This window comes from Capnocytophaga sp. oral taxon 326 str. F0382, assembly GCF_000318295.1.
GTDB classification, from domain to species: Bacteria; Bacteroidota; Bacteroidia; order Flavobacteriales; family Flavobacteriaceae; genus Capnocytophaga; species Capnocytophaga periodontitidis.
In genome coordinates this window covers 7,864-25,795 of the sequence record NZ_KB291438.1, presented here as the reverse complement: position 1 = coordinate 25,795, position 17,932 = coordinate 7,864, and the positions used below count along the sequence as shown (strand labels likewise).

20 protein-coding genes and 1 pseudogene are annotated in these 17,932 nt (G+C 38.8%); 16 read left to right on the top strand and 5 right to left on the bottom strand.

What is annotated here, in order from left to right; translation table 11 throughout:
• The first annotated feature begins 257 nt into the window (after positions 1-257).
• The 15 genes and pseudogenes from HMPREF9073_RS10950 to HMPREF9073_RS10895 all read left to right on the top strand — a co-directional run bounded on the left by HMPREF9073_RS10950 (position 258) and on the right by HMPREF9073_RS10895 (position 8,485).
• The gene (locus HMPREF9073_RS10950) at positions 258-1,451 is read left to right on the top strand and encodes an NADH-quinone oxidoreductase subunit J (RefSeq protein WP_009413828.1); all 1,194 of its coding nucleotides are present in this window, start codon (positions 258-260) and stop codon (positions 1,449-1,451) included.
• Between the two features lie 221 nt (positions 1,452-1,672).
• Positions 1,673-2,065 (top strand): hypothetical protein, encoded by a 393-nt coding sequence (locus HMPREF9073_RS10945; RefSeq protein WP_157453521.1) that lies wholly within the window; start codon positions 1,673-1,675, stop codon positions 2,063-2,065.
• A 146-nt stretch (positions 2,066-2,211) separates the two neighbouring features.
• Positions 2,212-2,490, top strand: coding sequence for a hypothetical protein (locus HMPREF9073_RS10940; protein WP_009413826.1), 279 nt, complete (start codon positions 2,212-2,214; stop codon positions 2,488-2,490).
• Entirely contained in the window at positions 2,483-2,626 is a 144-nt protein-coding gene (locus HMPREF9073_RS15745) for a hypothetical protein (protein WP_009413825.1), read from the top strand. Before HMPREF9073_RS10940 ends, HMPREF9073_RS15745 begins: the two co-directional genes overlap by 8 nt.
• A 225-nt stretch (positions 2,627-2,851) precedes the next feature.
• A complete protein-coding gene (locus HMPREF9073_RS15740) occupies positions 2,852-3,064 on the top strand; it encodes a hypothetical protein (protein ID WP_009413823.1) in 213 nt (70 codons plus the stop codon).
• 26 nt (positions 3,065-3,090) lie between these two features.
• Positions 3,091-3,462, top strand: a complete 372-nt coding sequence (locus tag HMPREF9073_RS10935; protein WP_009413822.1) for a T6SS amidase immunity protein Tai4 family protein — start codon at positions 3,091-3,093, stop codon at positions 3,460-3,462.
• 53 nt (positions 3,463-3,515) lie between these two features.
• Positions 3,516-3,809: a hypothetical protein gene (locus HMPREF9073_RS10930; protein WP_009413821.1), complete on the top strand. Its 294-nt coding sequence runs from the start codon at positions 3,516-3,518 to the stop codon at positions 3,807-3,809.
• Between the two features lie 62 nt (positions 3,810-3,871).
• Positions 3,872-4,162: a hypothetical protein gene (locus HMPREF9073_RS10925; protein WP_009413820.1), complete on the top strand. Its 291-nt coding sequence runs from the start codon at positions 3,872-3,874 to the stop codon at positions 4,160-4,162.
• A gap of 164 nt (positions 4,163-4,326) precedes the next feature.
• Complete coding sequence (locus HMPREF9073_RS10920; protein ID WP_009413819.1) at positions 4,327-4,635, top strand: hypothetical protein; 309 nt, start codon at positions 4,327-4,329, stop codon at positions 4,633-4,635.
• 67 nt (positions 4,636-4,702) lie between these two features.
• Entirely contained in the window at positions 4,703-5,317 is a 615-nt protein-coding gene (locus HMPREF9073_RS10915) for a CDP-alcohol phosphatidyltransferase family protein (protein ID WP_009413818.1), read from the top strand.
• Positions 5,318-5,320: 3 nt separating this feature from the next.
• Entirely contained in the window at positions 5,321-6,652 is a 1,332-nt protein-coding gene (locus tag HMPREF9073_RS10910) for an NAD(P)H-binding protein (RefSeq protein WP_009413817.1), read from the top strand.
• Positions 6,653-6,656: 4 nt separating this feature from the next.
• Positions 6,657-7,523, top strand: coding sequence for an NAD(P)H-binding protein (locus HMPREF9073_RS10905; protein ID WP_009413816.1), 867 nt, complete (start codon positions 6,657-6,659; stop codon positions 7,521-7,523).
• Positions 7,524-7,563: 40 nt separating this feature from the next.
• Complete coding sequence (locus HMPREF9073_RS10900; RefSeq protein ID WP_009413815.1) at positions 7,564-7,839, top strand: hypothetical protein; 276 nt, start codon at positions 7,564-7,566, stop codon at positions 7,837-7,839.
• Positions 7,820-7,954: pseudogene (locus HMPREF9073_RS15540) on the top strand (type II toxin-antitoxin system YafQ family toxin); the annotation flags it as partial. The gene HMPREF9073_RS10900 and the pseudogene HMPREF9073_RS15540, both read left to right, overlap by 20 nt.
• Before the next feature lie 297 nt (positions 7,955-8,251).
• Positions 8,252-8,485 (top strand): hypothetical protein, encoded by a 234-nt coding sequence (locus HMPREF9073_RS10895; protein ID WP_002679563.1) that lies wholly within the window; start codon positions 8,252-8,254, stop codon positions 8,483-8,485.
• Positions 8,486-8,570: 85 nt separating this feature from the next.
• Here the strand turns inward: HMPREF9073_RS10895 and galE are convergent, their stop codons facing one another.
• From galE to HMPREF9073_RS10870, 4 genes are all read right to left on the bottom strand, one after another.
• A complete protein-coding gene (gene galE / locus HMPREF9073_RS10890; protein WP_034555827.1) occupies positions 8,571-9,596 on the bottom strand; it encodes a UDP-glucose 4-epimerase GalE in 1,026 nt (341 codons plus the stop codon).
• A 25-nt stretch (positions 9,597-9,621) separates the two neighbouring features.
• Complete coding sequence (locus HMPREF9073_RS10885; RefSeq protein WP_009413812.1) at positions 9,622-10,716, bottom strand: SH3 domain-containing protein; 1,095 nt, start codon at positions 10,714-10,716, stop codon at positions 9,622-9,624.
• Positions 10,717-11,048: 332 nt separating this feature from the next.
• A complete protein-coding gene (locus HMPREF9073_RS10875) occupies positions 11,049-12,665 on the bottom strand; it encodes a DUF6377 domain-containing protein (RefSeq protein WP_009413810.1) in 1,617 nt (538 codons plus the stop codon).
• A gap of 423 nt (positions 12,666-13,088) precedes the next feature.
• A complete protein-coding gene (locus tag HMPREF9073_RS10870) occupies positions 13,089-15,275 on the bottom strand; it encodes a glycoside hydrolase family 97 protein (RefSeq protein ID WP_009413807.1) in 2,187 nt (728 codons plus the stop codon).
• Positions 15,276-15,578: 303 nt separating this feature from the next.
• Here HMPREF9073_RS10870 and HMPREF9073_RS10865 point away from each other — a divergent pair, with 303 nt between their 5' ends.
• Complete coding sequence (locus HMPREF9073_RS10865) at positions 15,579-15,899, top strand: hypothetical protein (protein WP_009413806.1); 321 nt, start codon at positions 15,579-15,581, stop codon at positions 15,897-15,899.
• A 232-nt stretch (positions 15,900-16,131) separates the two neighbouring features.
• Here the strand turns inward: HMPREF9073_RS10865 and HMPREF9073_RS10860 are convergent, their stop codons facing one another.
• Positions 16,132-17,871, bottom strand: a complete 1,740-nt coding sequence (locus tag HMPREF9073_RS10860; RefSeq protein ID WP_009413805.1) for a glycoside hydrolase family 66 protein — start codon at positions 17,869-17,871, stop codon at positions 16,132-16,134.
• Positions 17,872-17,932 lie beyond the last annotated feature (61 nt).

Genomic DNA, 17,932 nt, shown 5'->3' with positions numbered 1-17,932 from the left:
TTTATTAATAAACTACAAAAAATAGTAGGGAATATTAGATGTTTTCTCTTTAAAAAGTTACTTTTGCGGATTGCCCCCTTCCTTTCGGGAAGGGGGAACGGGGGTTAGGCTTTTAAATGTGAACGCCCTGAGTGAAAAGGGAAGAATTTGGTTATTAGTGAATAAATACCTACTTTTGTAGAGCAAAAACACCTTATTTTCTAACATTAGTTAATATGCACTTAGTCTAACATCTCAAAATATTCAATATCAATTATATGAACGCAAAACCAAATCCTGAAAAGCCAGCTATAGTAGTCTTTTTTGTTATATTTGCTATAATGCTAATTGCCTCCTTAATGTTTATTTTTGAAGGGGGGTGGGGGGCTATTTATATTTTTATTCTTGCATCGGCAGTGAGTATCGTTATAGCATTTCTGTTCTTTACCTACTTTAGTTTGTATTACAAATGGGCACGCTGGGGCTTGGCCACAGTTGTACTATTTACAGCTATTTCGTTGTTTGATTTATTTCATAATGATATCATAGATTATTATTCGGATAAGATAACTCCAAAGAAATACAAGAACTATAATAACTTGTTTAGTAGTGCACCTTATCATAAACAAGGCAAGACTATTAGCTTTCTTTCTAAACGCGAAGGTCCTGGGTATGGTAGTACGACTACTGTTGTTTTCTTGAATGATAAAAATGAGCTTATCTTGATAGAAGGAGCTGAAAGACTCTATAAATATGATACTTATGGCAACCTCATTGCCGAATACTACATTAGGCAAGGATATTACGCAAATGATGTGATGAAGAGTTGTTACTTTGACTCGCGTAATAACAAATACCTTACTTGGGCTATTGATGGTGATACTGTACCTAAACCTATAACTTTTTTAAAAGAATCGGCAGAGTGGAATGACAGTGAAAGTGAAGCTTTTTTTGAAGAAATGAAACAAACAACTGATGCTTTTTTTATTGATGATGAAGTCTATATATACCGAAAAGAACCTGAGAATAGACAGTTAAATGACTTGAAGGTTATTTTTAGCAAAGACAACGAGTGGTACTATTTTTTTCTTCCATTTAACAGAAAATATGAAGAACGTGATGAAGAAGGTTTTTTGCGAGGTCTTATCTCTAAAAATAAAGTAAAAAGCTTTATGAATTTTGAAGAATGGGAGTCTACCAAGCTTGATAGTGAGCAACGTAAAGGCATACAACCGCAATATACGAGCTATGATAACAAAGATTTTTACTACGATTTGGTAATAGATGGGGTTACTTTTAATATAAGTGATTATAGAGAAAGAAACACTAACCTAAAATTGCTTACAACTTATTTTAGTACTCCTACAGAAACTATGGAGGTTTTTGCTCACCTGAAACTCTATAGTAATAAGAATTTGCACTATAAACTGTTTAATGATAGAGGTAGAACTTACATCATTAAGGATGAATAATAGGAGAAAAAGAATTAAAATAAACTAATGAAAACCCCAGCTGGCGCGAGTCACATACTTGCTTGCAGGTTTCAGTGACTTTAGCTCGTGCTTATCATCCCAAGAGCTTGCAGCTCTATTGTAAATTTACAATATTCTATTACCTCCTCAACCTGCCAAGCTATACAATGCAGAAGAATGAACAGAACATTATAATACAATTAAACAAAAACGAAAGATTTATGAAATTACAAAGACTAATTATTACTATATCACTTATTACTTTATTATTTGCTTGTAATTCAAGTGAGAATTACTTAAAAAGCCATAAAGTTTTCCTATACTCTAAGGAAATTGTTCAAGAAAAGAATTATAAAATTAGTGTTAAAGAAGCTAATGATTTATATGTCAAATATTTATATAACAATAAAAAAAGCAAGGATTTAGATTATGATGAAACGCTTCTTTCTCCAACCCTAATTATTGATGATCATTATGTATATTCTTTTCAGAATTTAGTTATGCAAAAGGTAGCAGTTTTTGGTATTTGGATAAATGCCAATACAGGAGAAATAACTACTAATGATGAGTCTATATGGTTAGAAGAAAAAGATATTGTTTCTTTTAAGAAATAAATACCCCTCAAGCTGCCAAGTAGCTCAATGCAAAATAACTAAAGCCTAATTATAAGCGTATGAGCAACACGATCGCGCCAGCGAAGGAAATAAGCAACATTTTTATCTTGGACTTAAAAGATAAAGATGTATAAAAAATAAATAATATGAAACCAAAAATAGAAGTAAACTTTAATGAAATAATTGATGACTTCAAAATATTGTTATCTCAATCAGATATGATAATAGATAATGAAGGTAATGAAATTTTATTAAAAGAAGGTTTAGAAATAGATATTTTTGAGCCTGATTATGATGAACAAAATAATAGAGATGATATTGTTGCAAGTGGTTTTGTCACAGAATGCATCAATCCACTTTATAAACAAGTGAAATGGTGTTGTAAAATTGATAAAAAAGGAATAAAGCACATATCAGATGAGTAATGTATCCCCCGCTGGCGCTGTCAAAAAAAGACTCAAAATCGCTTTTGCGTCGCTACACTTTGCCAAAGTTTTAATTGCTTGTCGTGCTACGACCTTTGGCAAAGATGATTACTCTGATTATCAAGAGCTTTTGTAGTATGTTATGTAGGGGCGTTTTGCAAACGGCCACCCCCGCTGACGCGAGTCACATACTCGCTTGCAGGTATTCAGCGACTTTAACCCCCGCTGGCGCGTTTCTTGTAGCTCGTGCCCATCATCCTAAGAGCTTGTAACTCTATTACAAATTTACAATATTCTATTACCCCTTCAAGCTGCCAAGCAGAGTAAAATAAACTAATAGATATAAACAAATTAAAATTATATGAAATACTTTTTATTTATATTGTTATCGAGTTTTTTGTTTTGTTGTAATAATAAACAAAATAGTGAAGGGAAGTTGCTAAAGGAAACTTCCTCCCAAACCTCTTCTGCTCAAACAAAGGAAATAAAGCAAGAGGAAGAAATTGACAATGAAGTATTGACAATGAAGAAAGATAAAACATTAGAAGATGATTTGTTGATGCTTAAAATGTAGCTTTTTGCAAATGTTTAGGACAAGGAGTGTTCGGTATAAAAAAGAAGGAACCCAATACTTACAAATTGATACCTGATGCTACTACAGGTGGATATCTTCAGTGTAGTGAGCATCTCGATATAGAGTGGATAGTAGCAAATCCTACCCTTGATAAGCTCGTTGAAAATTGGTTAAGTAAACCCTATTATAAAACCTTTCAAGAGAAAGGAAGTCCTAAACGCTATCCTACTTATATGAAGTGTTTAGATTTCTACAATAGTAAGGCACTTAAAAAATACTTAGATTCTGTTCGTGTAGTATTAGAGAAGAGATATAAAGCAAGTGATGAAAAATATTGCACAGCAGCAACAAAAACGGATGATATTTATTATGACACCCCGCTTTACAGAAAAAGATAAAAAACAAGGAAGACAAGCTATTAATTCTAAAAAACATTGCTTTTTGTAATTGTATGGAATACGAATATGAACAAATTGTAAAAGAAACCCCCAATTTATACTCTTTGTTCATAGATAGAAGTAGAGAGGATTATATTACTTACGGAGGATTGGATACAAACCTACTAAAAAATGACCTATCTTTTGACAATCTTGTAAAGGAATGGCATAAAAAAGAGTATGAAGCCTACCCCGCAGATGATAATGGAGAGAAAAGATATCTAACAATTATGAAATGTATAGATTTTTACAATAGTAAGAAACTTGAACTGTATATAGATTCTCTTAGAGTAAAAGAATTACAGTAAGCTATGTGCGTTTTTTTATCTAATAACAAACTACTTTTGTAGTACTAAATTATATTGTGATTATGAAGAAAGAAAGAGCGGGTATTATTCATTTTCTCACCCAAGAAGAAGGCGGACGACAGCACCCACCTATATGTAAAGTCTATTATCCTACCACTCATATTGCGCAATTGGAGCAGCCTCATTGGAGTATCGTAATTACCTTTGACGAGCCTATAAAAGAAGGAATGTATAGTGCTTTGTGCAAAGTCAGATTTTTATTTGAGCACGCCCCGCAATATATTTTGGACGAACTAGAAGAAATGGAGGTCTATGAAGGGGCAAGATTGGTAGGAAAAATCGTATTTGAATAATGAAAACACTATTAAAAAAATTACCCCGCTGATGCGAGCTTGTAGCTCGTGCCTATCATCCCAAGAGCTTGTAGCTCTATTACCCCCACAGGCGCGAGTCAGTGAGAGAAATCCTTTAGACTTTATACCTAATATAACACACAGAAACAAAAACTATTTTCAATATGACTATTATAGATCTTATAAAACTTATCAAGCCTATTCCTGAACTATATATTAGGAAACATAGCATATTTTGTTTTGAAGCCTTTGTTAATGGCTGGCATTATCGTGATACCAAGGAAGATGTAAAAGCTAGTGTCTTATACACAGAATTTTATGAATGGCTAAGAAAGAAATATAAGATTAATAATACTATGGGTTGGGCTAATATCCTTTATTATAAATTTGAAACTGAAGAAAGGGCTTTGGATGAGTTCTTCGTCTTATTCAATACTTTTTATAAAGAAAAATACAAAACAAGTCTATGGTAAAGGGTAATATTTAAAAATGCAACATACTAATACAAAAGATTTCTATTGGCAAAATCGTATTTGAATAATGAAAACACTATTAAAAAAATCCCCCTATCTACTGATATTATTTCGGTTTTTGTTAGCCCCTACTATTCTGTGGGTGGCGTATAAGGTAGAAGAACCCACCACAAGACTATGGATAGTAGTTTTTATCGTTTTAGGACTATTGTCGGATATCTTCGATGGGATTATTGCGCGCTATATGGGGGTCTGCACCGTGGCAATGCGGCGAATGGATAGCCAAACAGATTTGATTTTTTGGCTGTGCGTGGGCGTGGCTTGTTATCACCTCAATCCCACTTTGATAGCTGCCTATCGGTATGAAATTATTGCCCTTTTTGTAATGGAAGGACTCTGCTATGGGGTGAGTTTTTGGCGATTTGGCAAAGAAACTTGTACACACGCTTTTCTTTCCAAACTGTGGGGCGTATGCTTATTAGTAGCTTTTATCTCGCTCATCGGCTTTGGTTACGGAGGTTTCCCCTTGCTCTTGGCGGTCTATTGGGGACTTTTCTCGCAATTGGACGTCATTCTTATCATTTTGTTACTACCCAAATGGCAGAACGATATCCCGAGTAGCTACCACGCTTATCTGCTGAGAAAAGGAAAAGAAATTAAGAAACACAAGTTGTTTAATTAACAAATGAAAACAGAAAAAATATTATTAGCAGGAGCGACCGGCTATTTAGGTCAGTATATACTGGCTGAGCTCCTAAAAAAAGAATACCCTACCCGTATTGTGGTGCGCAATAAGGCAAAAATAGCACCCGCCTTACTCACGCACCCGCTATTGGAAGTCGTAGAAGCCGAAGTAACCCAGCCTGACACCCTACAAGGAGTATGTAAAGGGGTGCATAAGGTGATTTCAACTGTAGGGATTACCCGCCAAAAAGATGGACTTACCTATGAGCAGGTAGACTTCCAAGCCAACAAGAACCTACTTGATGAAGCCTTACGCGAAGGAGTACGTAAGTTCATATATGTATCCGTATTCAAAGGAGAAGCCATGCGACATATAGCCATTGGAGCCGCTAAAGAACGTTTTGTTGATGCTCTTAAGGCTAGTGGATTAGACTATTGTATCATACGCCCCAGCGTTTTCTATAGTTATATGACTCTATTTTTCAAAATGGATAAGAAGGACATAATACACCTATTTGGCAAAGGACAATATACCATGAATCCCATTCATGGGGAAGACTTGGCTGAGGTCTGTGTCGCCCAATTGGAGCGTTACGAACGGGAAGTCAATGTAGGAGGAGCTGAGATTTTTACACAAACGGAGATGGCTCATTTGGCTTTTGAGGTACTCCATAAACCTGCCAATATAATTTATTTGCCTGACTGGGTACGGCGTTTGATCCTAAAAATGGGCAAATACCTCCTCCCTAAAAGTATCTATGGTGCTATGGAATTTGTCCTTACCATTATGGCCATGGATGTTGTAGCTCCTATGCAAGTAGGCAAACATCGGTTAAAGGCGTTTTTTGAATCTATAAATTCATCAGCTGATAGATATTATCTAAAACGATTAAAACAGAGTGGAGAATTTGAGTATTCTCTAGGGGCTAATGCTGAAGAAATTAAGCATATAGAAGAGGAATTGGGCATATTGCTTCCTGAAGTATATGTAAATTTTCTTTCAGAATGTGGTTCCTGCAACTATGGCGATGTGTATATCAATGGTATTTACAAAGAAAAAGACAGTATATCTTATCCTATTGTGGAACTAACTAAACAACTAAGAGACGATTTACATCTCTCAGAGGATTTTATCGTACTACATTACGAGGTGGACGAGTTCCTAACCTTATATAAAGTTTCTAATGGGGTACGCCTAAAAGATGCGAAGGTCTTCGAAGCAGAGGTATTTTGCAATGATAAAGGGGAATTTGAAATAGACAAACCTACTCCTATGTTTGATTCTTTTGAGGAATATTTTGAAGACTTTTTAGACTTAGCAGAAGAAGATTAACCCAATGAAAACAGAAAAGATATTATTAGCAGGAGCAACCGGCTATTTGGGTCAGTTTATATTAGCTGAGCTCCTAAAAAAAGAATACCCTACCCGTATTGTGGTGCGCAATAAGGCAAAAATAGCACCCGCCCTACTCACTCATCCGCTATTGGAAGTGGTAGAAGCCGAAGTAACCCAACCCCAAGCCTTACAAGGTGTATGCAAAGGGGTGAGCCAAGTAATTTCGACCGTAGGGATTACCCAACAAAAGGACGGACTTACCTACGAACAAGTGGATTATGGAGCCAACAAAAACCTCCTCGATGAGGCTTTGCGCGAAGGCGTGCAGAAATTTGTGTACGTATCGGTATTCAAAGGTGAAATGATGCGACATATCGCCATTGGGGCTGCCAAAGAACGCTTTGTCGATGCCCTTAAAGTCAGTGGGATAGACTATTGTATTGTGCGACCCAGTGGTTTTTACAGCGATATGGGTAACTTTTTAAAGATGGCAAAAGGGGGAAAAGTGCGTTTGTTTGGCAAAGGACAATACACAATGAACCCCATTCACGGCGAAGATTTAGCCGAAGTGTGCGTGGCACAATTAGAAAGTGCTGAAAAAGAAGTGAACGTAGGGGGTGCTGAGGTCTTTACGCATACCGAAATTGCGCGTTTGGCTTTTGAAGTGTTGCACAAACCTGTGAAAATAAGCTATTCACCCGACTGGTTACGGCGTTTTATTTTGAAAATAGGCAAATATTTGATGCCAAAGAGCGCTTATGGTACTGTAGAGTTTGTTTTCACTGTAATGGCAATGGATTCAGTAACCCCTCTAAAAGTAGGAAAACACCGATTGAAGGCGCATTTTGAAGCGATAAAAGATTGTTAATCACAAAAATAATTGTACATTTGCCAAAAAATAGAAAGATATGAGAACTACAAATTATAATATGATAAATTACAATGTAAGTATTCCTGAGGCAGAAGTGCCTATTTTTGAGTCTCTTTTCAAGAAGTACAATGTGATTGTAGAGCCAGTGAATATAGTAGCTGAACCTATTGAGGAGTATGTACCCAACAAAAAAACCATTGAAGCTATTGAAGAAGGCGATATGTTAGTAGCAAAATATAAAAAAGGACTTGTAAAAGGCTATACCAACGCAAAGGAAATGCTAAATGATATTTTTACTAACCGGAAATTATAAAGGTTGTATGGAGTGCCATATAGAACCTGATTTGCTATTGATTTGGAAGCAATACGAAGAAGAAAAGTTGATCACACTAAACAGAATAGGCACACATTCTGAGCTATTTAGTTGATGATATAAGAAACAAAAATCCCCTTGTATTTTACATACGAGGGGATTTTTGTTGGGATACACAAGAAGTGAAAAGTGTTTTGTTAATTAAAAATTCTGATAAATTGAGGGTTAAGGATTTACGTTCCTGCTCTAATATTTTTAGAAAAAAACTCTAAAAACATTTGTTTATTAGAGAGAAAGTCTATATTTTTGCAGGGTTAATAAATCGTAAAAATGATGAATAGATCGCCGCCTTTTTTAATGTAAACAAGTTCAATTATTTTAACAGAACAAGCAACAACAACAATCTGATATAATGAAAACAACAATGAAATCTAAAGGCAACGGGAGTCGGGAGACTTGCCGTCGCAACCAACTACTGCGCTACCAAGCGGTAATGAATGAGTTCAACGCTCACGATGCGCGTTATATCCCTATTACGGTAATTTGGCGAGAGTTTATCTATCCTAAATTCTTTATTTCGCGCAAAACGCTTTATCATATCCTCAATATTGATGTAGAGCAGGAGTTGAAAAATTTAAACCTTTAAACAACAATGGCTGTTCAGTCCTCGCCTGAACAGCCATTTTTTTAAACTTTTCACCATATACCCAGCTGTGAGACCCTGCTGGGCTTTACTTTTTACTTCTCACTTTCTGTTCCCATTGCCAAGCCGAGCGCATCGCATCGTCCAAAGAGCTTTGGGCTTTCCAACCGAGTACCTTGTTGGCTTTATCGGTATTAGCATAAGCAGCGGTGATATCACCAGCACGACGTCCTACAATTTGGTAGTTCAATTTCTTGCCCGATACACGTTCAAAACTTTGGATTACTTCCAAAACAGTACTACCTTTGCCAGTTCCTATATTGAAAACTTCATAGTTTTCAGTATTCTTGCTTTCTAACAAACGTTGAAGCGCAATTACGTGGGCTTTAGCCAAATCCACTACGTGAATATAATCGCGAATACAAGTGCCATCGGGGGTAGGGTAGTCGCCGCCAAAAACGGAGAGTTTCTCGCGCAAACCTATAGCCGTTTGGGTGATATAAGGCACTAAATTTTGAGGTACGCCTAAGGGGAGTTCGCCTATTTCGGCTGAAGGGTGTGCCCCAATAGGATTAAAGTAGCGCAAGGCAATCGCGTTGAGTGAAGGGGTAACCTTACAAGTGTCGGCAATAATCTCCTCACTGATTTGCTTGGTGTTACCATAAGGCGATTCGGCTTTTTTCACAGGAGCGCTCTCAGTAATAGGCAACTCGTCCGCCTGACCATATACGGTACAAGACGAACTGAAAATGAAGTGTGATTTAGGCAACTTACTGAGTTCTTGCAACAGATATACCAATGAAGTGAGGTTGTTTTCGTAGTATAAAAGCGGTTTTTCCACGCTTTCGCCTACTGCTTTAGAGGCAGCGAAGTGTATGAGTCCTTGTACATCGCGATGACGTTTGAAGAAATCTTGTACATCAGCTTTATCACGCAGGTCGAATTTCTCGAAGAGAGGCTTTTTGCCAGTGATTTTAGTAATGTGTTCTAACACGCTTTCTTGGGCATTGGAAAGGTTATCGATAATAACCACGTCAAAGCCAGCGTTTTGCAATTCTACTACAGTGTGAGAGCCTATAAAGCCCAATCCACCGGTTACTACTATTTTTTTCATTTGTTTATTAATTGAGTCACATTTATTATTTAAGGCTGATACAGATGTACTGTCCATATTGGTTGTATTTATCTATATCTTCAAATAGACTAATATATGCGTAAAAAACTTTGGCATATAGTTTTCCATTACTACCCATAAACCTTTCTACTTTTTCCTCTTTATCATACATAACAATCCATTCAGTAAAAGTAGTTGAAAATACTTTCTTTATTTTATTTGTTTCATCAACATTATAAAGTGAAAACTCCATAACTTTTTCTGGATCAATATCATCAAGGGTTATAAAATGCTGTTTATCGGGGGTGATATAAGGATAGCCAGATAAGATAAGTTTTCTACCTGTGGTTTTATCAACCAAGGCACACCCCCAACTATCATAGTACATAGCACTAATAAGATATTGGTTTAGAGGAGGTATTTCACCCATATAAGAATGAAGACTATCAAGATAAGTAATATATTTTTGTTTGCATTCTTCGCAAGGCAATCGTAGTTTTCCTTTTACCGGTTTGATGACATTGGTAGTATCTAAAAAATCAACAGCGTTGGCTTTTTCGGTGAGATATTCGTCTTTAGTCACAAAGCGAATGCTTATTTTCTTTAGTGGTTTCTTGTCTTCAGTAGTAATCAGGTCTTTGTAATTGAGTTTAATCTGGCTAATATCGCCAGTTTGCTCTTGCTTTATAAAAACCTTTTCCCATTGCCACATAGTTACATTATTTCCACTAGGCGTCTTGTATTCCCTTTGAATGTTATACTTTATAGCGTACCAATACATAAGTTCTTCTATGACCTCCACTTTTTCTCCGTAAGGTAGTTTGCCAAGACGAGTACTTTTATCATCAGCTCCTTCGTAAAACTCAATGCCATCACGAGTGGTAACAAACACTTTCTTGATAGTAGGTGTTTTATAATCAATAGGATTGCCTATTTTTTCATCTTCAGAGTTTATATTCTCAGCTGAATTCTTCTCTTCTGTATAAATCTCATCAGCTGTTTTACTTGTCTCTTCATGGGCAGGAGAGGATGAAAAATATTCACAGCCGCTAAATAGACAACAACTGATGAATAAAATTGGTAATAAGCGTATATGTAAATAATTGTTGTAGGGGTTCACAAGTGTTAATTTTTGGGAGTTTATAGTTCATTGAGCAATTCGTCTAAATCAATAGCTTCTTTTTTGCCAGTACGTATGTCGTCAGCCTCTTTTAACCCCTTAAAAAAACGTTTTTTGAGTTCTTTTTGTTCATTAAGTACAACATTTGATTTTGTACTATTTTTTTTTAGTTTTAGTAATCGACACAAAATCAAGATTCTTAACGAATTCTATAAATGATAAAGCTTGCGGACTATTGTCTATGGTGATTGTGTAAGTCATTTGTTTTTATTTTATCGCTACAAAATTACAAAAAAGAAAATGATTGGCAATAAAATAGCTTGTTTTTTTCGTTAGCGTTTCCCAATTTTCATTACCATTTCTTCAAAATTTTCTCTCGGTACGATAGCTTTGTTGCGCACACGGGTGCGATAGTTGTAAATCGTATTGGTGGAATAGTGCAAGAAAGTGGCTATTTTAGAACTATCGGTGATACCTAAGCGGATAAGGGCAAAGATGCGCAACTCGGGGGTCATTTCGTGAGGTTTGGGGGCAAAACGCTCGTCTTCGGCTAATAGAGCGTTGAACTCGGTGATAAAGTGGGGGAATAGATGCAAGAAAATATCGTCGAACAGCTTGTAGAACTCTTTCAGCTCTTGCTCTATCATCTCGGTAGAGCGGAGCACTTTGTTGAGTTCGTCCCAATTGCGGTCTTTTGCTTTTTTGGTAAGCATTTTTTGATATTTTTCTAATTTGCTGATGTACACCGAACACAAGTTGAAAAACTCGCCTATATAGGCTTCTTTTACTTCGTTGCTTTCGTTGAGTTGGGTTACTACCTCGCGCAGGTGTTCGTTGAGTTGCTCTAAATCTTGGTTTTTGTGGTAGAGTTCCTTGCGTATTTTGGCGATGCGCTTCATTTGGCGGGTAACCAATACTACGGCAATAATGAGGAAAACGGCAAACAACCCTACTAACAGCAAGGCGTTGCGCAGTTTGGTATTCTGACTGTGAATGCGTTCCTGATAGGCTTTTTCGATAATGGGGAAAATCTTCATCACCTCATCGGAACGCAGTTGAGCATTGCAAAAAGTAGCGTCTTCCATCGCCGATTTGATACAAGTGTAAGCATTCTCTACTTCGCCTAATTGAAAAAGCGCTGAAGCAAGTTCGAGCATCGAGGCGTTTTCTTTAATAGCATCTTTGATGTCGCAACTCGCCGAAATAGCAAAGTATTCTATTTGTTTAGGGACATTCTTTTTCTTTTTGTAGAGCGTGCCGAGCACATAGCCTAATACGGCTTTTTCGTGTTCATCGGTGTGCATTAGGGCGAAGCGGTCGAGGAGGAGTTTTTCGGCTTCGTCATACCTGCCGGCATCGGTAAGCACACCGGCATAGAGAAGGATATAGTGAGTGGAATTCTTATCGACTAAATTGAGGAGGAGGTCGCGGTAAGCATTGCTTTTGGCGATATAGGTTTTGGCATCGGGGTTGTTGAAAGCGTAGTTGTTGTAGAGGTTGAGATAGCAGTTGTAGTACTGAATGAGCTGAGGTTTTTGCAGTTGTTCTTTATCAATAGCCCTGAGCAGGTCGGCAGCATCTAAGTAGTTGCCCGAAATGATGTAGAGAGAGGCGAGGGAAAGGCGGGAATCGTTTTGGAGGTCGGTTTTTTGGAGTTCTTCAGCGATGCGGATATTCTCTTTCACGTAGTACACCGCCGAGTCGGATATATAAGTTTTAAACTCGTCGAAGAGGCGTTGATTGATAGCATAACGTTGCTCAGCAGAGGCTTTGGGTACTCGTAACAAGTCGATAGTTTCTTTTATTTTGCGTTCTTTTTGCTGGGTGTAGTTATCTTTCTGTTTGATAAGTGCAGTGAGGTTGTGAATGAGCGTTTGATTTTGCGCCATTTGCGCCAAAGCGCAGTAGGGGAGTAGTAGGAGGGTTATGATAAGGCTTTTGTACTTCATTTTCAAACATTAATTTTCAGAGGCAAAAGTAAGGAAAATTAGGAAATTAGCAAATTTGCCAATTGGCAAATTTGTAAATTTGTTTGGTGGTTACAAAAAAATGTATTATCTTTGCCCCATAAAATAAAAAAGAGATAGGGTGGAGGTCTGACCACCTCCACCCATTCACCTTACAATAACCTAAATTTCTTTAAAGAAAATTTAATAATTAAAATAAGGGATTTGCATTTAAAGTACAGTTTTATTTGCATATCTCTTTTTTTATTGTGTAAAGACCTTGCTAGCTTTACATCCAGCACTGCCGACTTTCAACAGCGTGCCAAAAGTACAACAGAAAAAGAATTTTCACAAAAAATTAACATTTAAAAGCTGCTAAGCACGTCGCTTAGCAGCTTTTTTTTCACTATTATATTACTGTAATTGCTATCGTTTTTTTAATCCTTTGGCTTGTACCTTATCGGTGAGGGGGTACAAGCTAATGGCATAACCCCCGCCTGCTACTGAGTGCAGGGTGAGTTTGCTCTTGTTGGTTACCAATACTTTTTGAATGGTATAGGCTTGCGGATTGGTTTGGTAGTTGGCATCTTTGGCATCGGCGTAGATAGGGGCTACATAAGTAGTTTTGGGCTCTAAGAAACTGAAATGAATCTTGGAGGTAAAATCCTTGCCAGCTGTATTGCCTATAAACCAATTGCGAGTGCTTTTGGCTTTGCGTGCCACAGTGATATAAGCCCCTGGTTCGGCTTCTAAATAGTGGCTTTCGCTCCAATCGAGGGCAACCTCTTTGATAAACTGAAAAGCATCGGGAAAACGGCGGTAGTTCTCTGGCAGGTCGGATGCCATTTGCAGCGGACTGCTCATCGTTACATACAATGCCAATTGGTTTGCCAAAGTGGCATTGCAGTGTGAATGGTTGTTGGGGTTGTTCTTGCTAATGTCCATTTCAAACACGCCAGGGGTATAGTCCATTGGTCCGCCAATAAGGCGGGTGAAGGGCAACACGCACACGTGATTGGGCTTGCTACCGCCAAAGGCTTGGTACTCACCTCCGCGCGCTGACTCGTTGCCTATGAGGTTAGGATAGGTACGACACAAACCCGTAGGGCGCACAGCTTCGTGCGCATTCACCATAATGCGGTAGTCGGCAGCTTTTTTAATAGCATAAAGGTAGTGATTGTTCACCCACTGACTGTAATGGTTTTCGCCTCGCGGAATAATATTCCCTACATAACCGCTTTTTACGGCAGGGTATTCGTATTTGTTCATCAGCTGATAGGCTTTATCCATAAAACGCTCGTAGTTGCGGATAGACGAGGAAGTTTCGTGGTGCATAATCATCTTAATTCCTTTGCTTTTGGCGTATTGGTGAATAGCTTCGATATCAAAATCGGGGTAAGGTGTTTGGAAGTCGAATACCAAATCTTTAGAGTGTCCAAACCAATCTTCCCACCCGATGTTCCAACCTTCTACCAGTACGCCATCAAAACCGTTTTCGGCAGCAAAGTCAATATATTTCTTCACATTTTCGGTAGTAGCCCCGTGCTTGCCGTGGGGTTTGAGGGTAGTGTAATCGGTTTTACCGATATGCACACTGGGCACATCGTAAGTATACGACCATTCTTTCATACCAGTAATCATTTCCCACCATACCCCTACGTACTTCATCGGGTGAATCCAAGAGGTATCAGCCAAAGCGCAAGGTTCGTTAAGGTTGAGGGTGATATCGGAAGCTAAAATATCGCGGGCATCATCGCTAACAATTACCGTGCGCCAAGGTGTTTGGGCAGGAGTTTGCATATAACCTTTGGCACCATTGGCATCGGGGGTAATCCACGATTGGAACACGAAGGTCTTGTCATTCAGATTGAGGTGCATCGCTCCGTAGTTCACCAAAGCAGCTTCGTGCAGGTTGATGTACAGACCATCGTCAGTTTTGAGCATCAAAGCAGTTTGTACACCCGTATCCGAAAAGCCTGTTTGTGCTAAATTTGCCTGACGCCCTTTTTGGTTGATAGCGCGTATTTCAGAGAGGCGCGATTGCTGGTAGTCGTACTCTTGGGTATCATAATCCCCTGGTATCCACCACGCTTGGTGATCACCCGTCATTGCAAACTCGGTGCGTTCTTCTTTAATCACAAAGTAAGGCATTTGCTTTTGTTCGGGGAACTCATAGCGGAGGCCCAATCCGTCGTCAAACAATCTAAAACGCAGGTTCATCTCTCGGTGGGTATCCTTCTGTTTGAGGCTCACCAATAGCTCGTTGTAGTGGTTGCGAATGTTTTGGCTTTCGCCCCATACGGGTTGCCAAGTTTCATCAACGGTTGTATTTTGGGTATTCACCACTTCAAAGTTATGGTAGAGAGAGGTGTTTACCCCCTCTTTTTTGGTGATTTCAGCGCCAAACTTCACTTCATTGGAGCTAAATAGTTCAATGCCTAATCTACTCGGTTTAACTACTTCTTTTCCCTTGTAAAAAAGCGAATAGGTAGGTGTGCCTTCTGCGCTGAGCGAAAAAGAGAGTTTCAGTGCTTTGTTAGGCGAAAATAACTCCTGCGCTACTGCTGTAGCACAGGAGAGGATAGTTATTGTTATGAAAGTAAGAAATCTCATAAATTAGCAAATTTATTAATTAGCAAATTAGCAAATTTGGTATGAGCCATATAGGCATTTTTAATTTTCTAATTTGTGGATTGTCCCCTTATTCACTTACTCACAATTGTGGTGTACATATTCAGTTATGAGTCTTCGCTGGTTTCCCCGAAAGGGGACAATTCTTAAAAGTGAAGGGGATAATCTCTGAAAATAAAGATTAAAATTGTATTTATAGAAATAAAACAGTATCTTTGTCTCGAATTTAAAATCTATTCCTTATGAAAAATTCCTATTTTTTACACACTTATTGCCTTGTTGTTTTTGCTTTCTTGTAAAAAAGAAAAACCTGAATTTGAAATTCAAAAGAGCTATCACACTTTTGTGATTGATGGACATTTAGAGGAATGTACTCTTCAAATGGGTGCAGGCAACTTCAAAACAGAATGTTACAGTGTTACTGAATCTAACAATACTTTTAGGCTCGCTAAAGAATATTTAAAATTCGACACTTATGAAACGGGTTATCGCTATACTGTAAAAGTACTTCGCGAACAAAAAATTCTTAACCGAGAACCCTATCAAGATGAGACATATCTACCTCACTATACTGTTTTAGAGGTTTTAAAGAAAGAAAAACTATAACGATAATTAGCAAATTTATAGAGGGTGTCCGAAAAGTTTTATTTGAATGGGCGTTTGCAGCACATACCCAGCTATCGCTGGCTTTCCTACATAACATACTTCAAAAATTATTGATAATCAGGGTAATCAACTTTGCCAAAGGTCGTAGCACGACGAGCAATTAAAACTTTGGCAAAGTCTAGCGATGCTGTCCTACAAGCCCCTCCCCTTGGGGGAGGGGTTGGGGAGGGGATTAATACTCTATCACCACCATATCCCAATAGGTAAGGGAGGGGAGGGTGAAGGTAATTTGGTTGTTGTTATAAGTAAATTCTACGGCACGAGGAGCTCCGCCAAAGAGGTCGGGGCTGGCGAACCACACTTTTTTGGGTTGTGCGGTTACAGCAACGGTAGTTTTAAGGTCGGTTACTGTAGTAGGTTTCTTTTGAGTACCATTGGTATCACGCCAGTCCATAGAGGTTACCCCGTTGAAATTGATGAGGTGTACCACTTCTTTGCTATTCACCTTTTTGCTCACACAGGCAATTTGGTCTTTGGCAGCAGGCCAAGCCACTATGGTTGCATTTTCGGCAGTTACTTGCGCTGAGGTATAACTACCGCCATCGCGCAAGAGGTTTTGGTAAGCCACCAAGAAATCGTAGTAGGTGATAAGCGCTTTTTTGAGGTCGGCTTTCATTTGAAGGTTTTTGTTAGGGAAATACTCATTGGCGAGGTAGTGTTCGCCTATCTCTAAATGAGCCCCTCCAAAGGCAAAAATCACAGCATTGGCGAGCAATACGCCAGGTTCGTTTACAAAACCTGCATTCTTAGATTTTTCATAATCCATATAGGCAGCCAACACCGTTTTAAGTTGGTTGTTGCTACGATTGTAGTTATCGAGGATAATGCGAGCTAACTGGTCGTAGGTTTTTTCGTCCCATACTTCGGTATACAGAAAATCCACTTTATTGGTACCTGCTATTTCAGTTTGACCGTATTGCCCTACCGCATTCATCACAAGGCGTTTATCGGGGTGTGCGTTTTTCATCGCATTGATAAACGAAGCGTATTGAGGCAAGAGGTCTACGCTATTGCCATTGTAATCGTACACCGTGCCACGCCCTCCGAGTTGGTCGATATGATAGCCATCGAAACCAAAAACGGCATAGACATCGCTGTTGCGTCCTGCTAAGTAGTTTTGCCAGTGCGCATTGCCAGGGTTAGTGAGATAGATACTACTGCGGGCGAAGTCGCCTAACACGTGCGCATCTTTCTCTTTATGCTGATTGTCTTTGTAGAGAAACCACTCTTTAGCAACGCCATCGGCTTCGGCATTTTTGAGCGCCCCAAAAGCCAAGTTGTAGAACATCGCTTTCATACCCTTGCTATGAGCAGCGCTGATATAGCCACGTACAGTAGAAAGAAAAGTGGGACGTTTGAAGAGGTCTGGCCACTCAGTAGCAGGGTTTTGAGGGGTGCCAGCCAGCGGTTTGTGATGGTCGTACATCCAGTCGTAGAACTGAATGCCGTTGATATGACACCGGTTCATAAAGTCGATATTCTTCTCGATAGGCTCGTTTTTACCGTAAGAGGACAAGAAGCCATAACGAGGAAATTTTGTCCAATCGGAAGAGACATCCACAGCGATACTGCCGTAAGTATTTTGTTTACCGCCAACTTCTTGGTATATTTCCACCAAATAACCTCGGTAGTCATCGGCAGGGGTTACCCATTGCCAAGAGGTGGAGGTAAGAGCTTCTTCTTTAATGATTTCGCCTAAGTGAGAGTAGCGCACTTTGTAGGAACCAGAAGGCATACTCGCCAAGGTGAAGCGCACCGTGCTACCAGGGGTGTAGGCCGCCTTATCGGTGCTGATGTCTATTTTCAAATAAGTTTCGCCATAAGTAATAGGGTTGTTGCTCGGCGTATCGTTCTTCTCGCAAGAGAAGAGGCTGAGCGTAGTGGCGAAGAATAGAGTATATAAAACTTTCATTTTCAATTAATAATTAATAATTAACAATGCCTCTCTCCCGTTCCCTCTCTCCCAAGGAGAG

Coding starts and splice junctions, on each gene's coding strand:
- HMPREF9073_RS10905 (WP_009413816.1), top strand. CDS start 6,657: ATGAAAACAGAAAAGATATTATTAGCAGGAGCAACCGGCTATTTGGGT.
- HMPREF9073_RS10870 (WP_009413807.1), bottom strand. CDS start 15,275: ATGAGATTTCTTACTTTCATAACAATAACTATCCTCTCCTGTGCTACA.
- HMPREF9073_RS10860 (WP_009413805.1), bottom strand. CDS start 17,871: ATGAAAGTTTTATATACTCTATTCTTCGCCACTACGCTCAGCCTCTTC.
- HMPREF9073_RS10950 (WP_009413828.1), top strand. CDS start 258: ATGAACGCAAAACCAAATCCTGAAAAGCCAGCTATAGTAGTCTTTTTT.
- HMPREF9073_RS10910 (WP_009413817.1), top strand. CDS start 5,321: ATGAAAACAGAAAAAATATTATTAGCAGGAGCGACCGGCTATTTAGGT.
- HMPREF9073_RS10915 (WP_009413818.1), top strand. CDS start 4,703: ATGAAAACACTATTAAAAAAATCCCCCTATCTACTGATATTATTTCGG.
- HMPREF9073_RS10895 (WP_002679563.1), top strand. CDS start 8,252: ATGAAAACAACAATGAAATCTAAAGGCAACGGGAGTCGGGAGACTTGC.
- HMPREF9073_RS10900 (WP_009413815.1), top strand. CDS start 7,564: ATGAGAACTACAAATTATAATATGATAAATTACAATGTAAGTATTCCT.
- HMPREF9073_RS10930 (WP_009413821.1), top strand. CDS start 3,516: ATGGAATACGAATATGAACAAATTGTAAAAGAAACCCCCAATTTATAC.
- galE (WP_034555827.1), bottom strand. CDS start 9,596: ATGAAAAAAATAGTAGTAACCGGTGGATTGGGCTTTATAGGCTCTCAC.
- HMPREF9073_RS15745 (WP_009413825.1), top strand. CDS start 2,483: ATGAGTAATGTATCCCCCGCTGGCGCTGTCAAAAAAAGACTCAAAATC.
- HMPREF9073_RS10920 (WP_009413819.1), top strand. CDS start 4,327: ATGACTATTATAGATCTTATAAAACTTATCAAGCCTATTCCTGAACTA.
- HMPREF9073_RS10940 (WP_009413826.1), top strand. CDS start 2,212: ATGAAACCAAAAATAGAAGTAAACTTTAATGAAATAATTGATGACTTC.
- HMPREF9073_RS10945 (WP_157453521.1), top strand. CDS start 1,673: ATGAAATTACAAAGACTAATTATTACTATATCACTTATTACTTTATTA.
- HMPREF9073_RS15740 (WP_009413823.1), top strand. CDS start 2,852: ATGAAATACTTTTTATTTATATTGTTATCGAGTTTTTTGTTTTGTTGT.
- HMPREF9073_RS10875 (WP_009413810.1), bottom strand. CDS start 12,665: ATGAAGTACAAAAGCCTTATCATAACCCTCCTACTACTCCCCTACTGC.
- HMPREF9073_RS10925 (WP_009413820.1), top strand. CDS start 3,872: ATGAAGAAAGAAAGAGCGGGTATTATTCATTTTCTCACCCAAGAAGAA.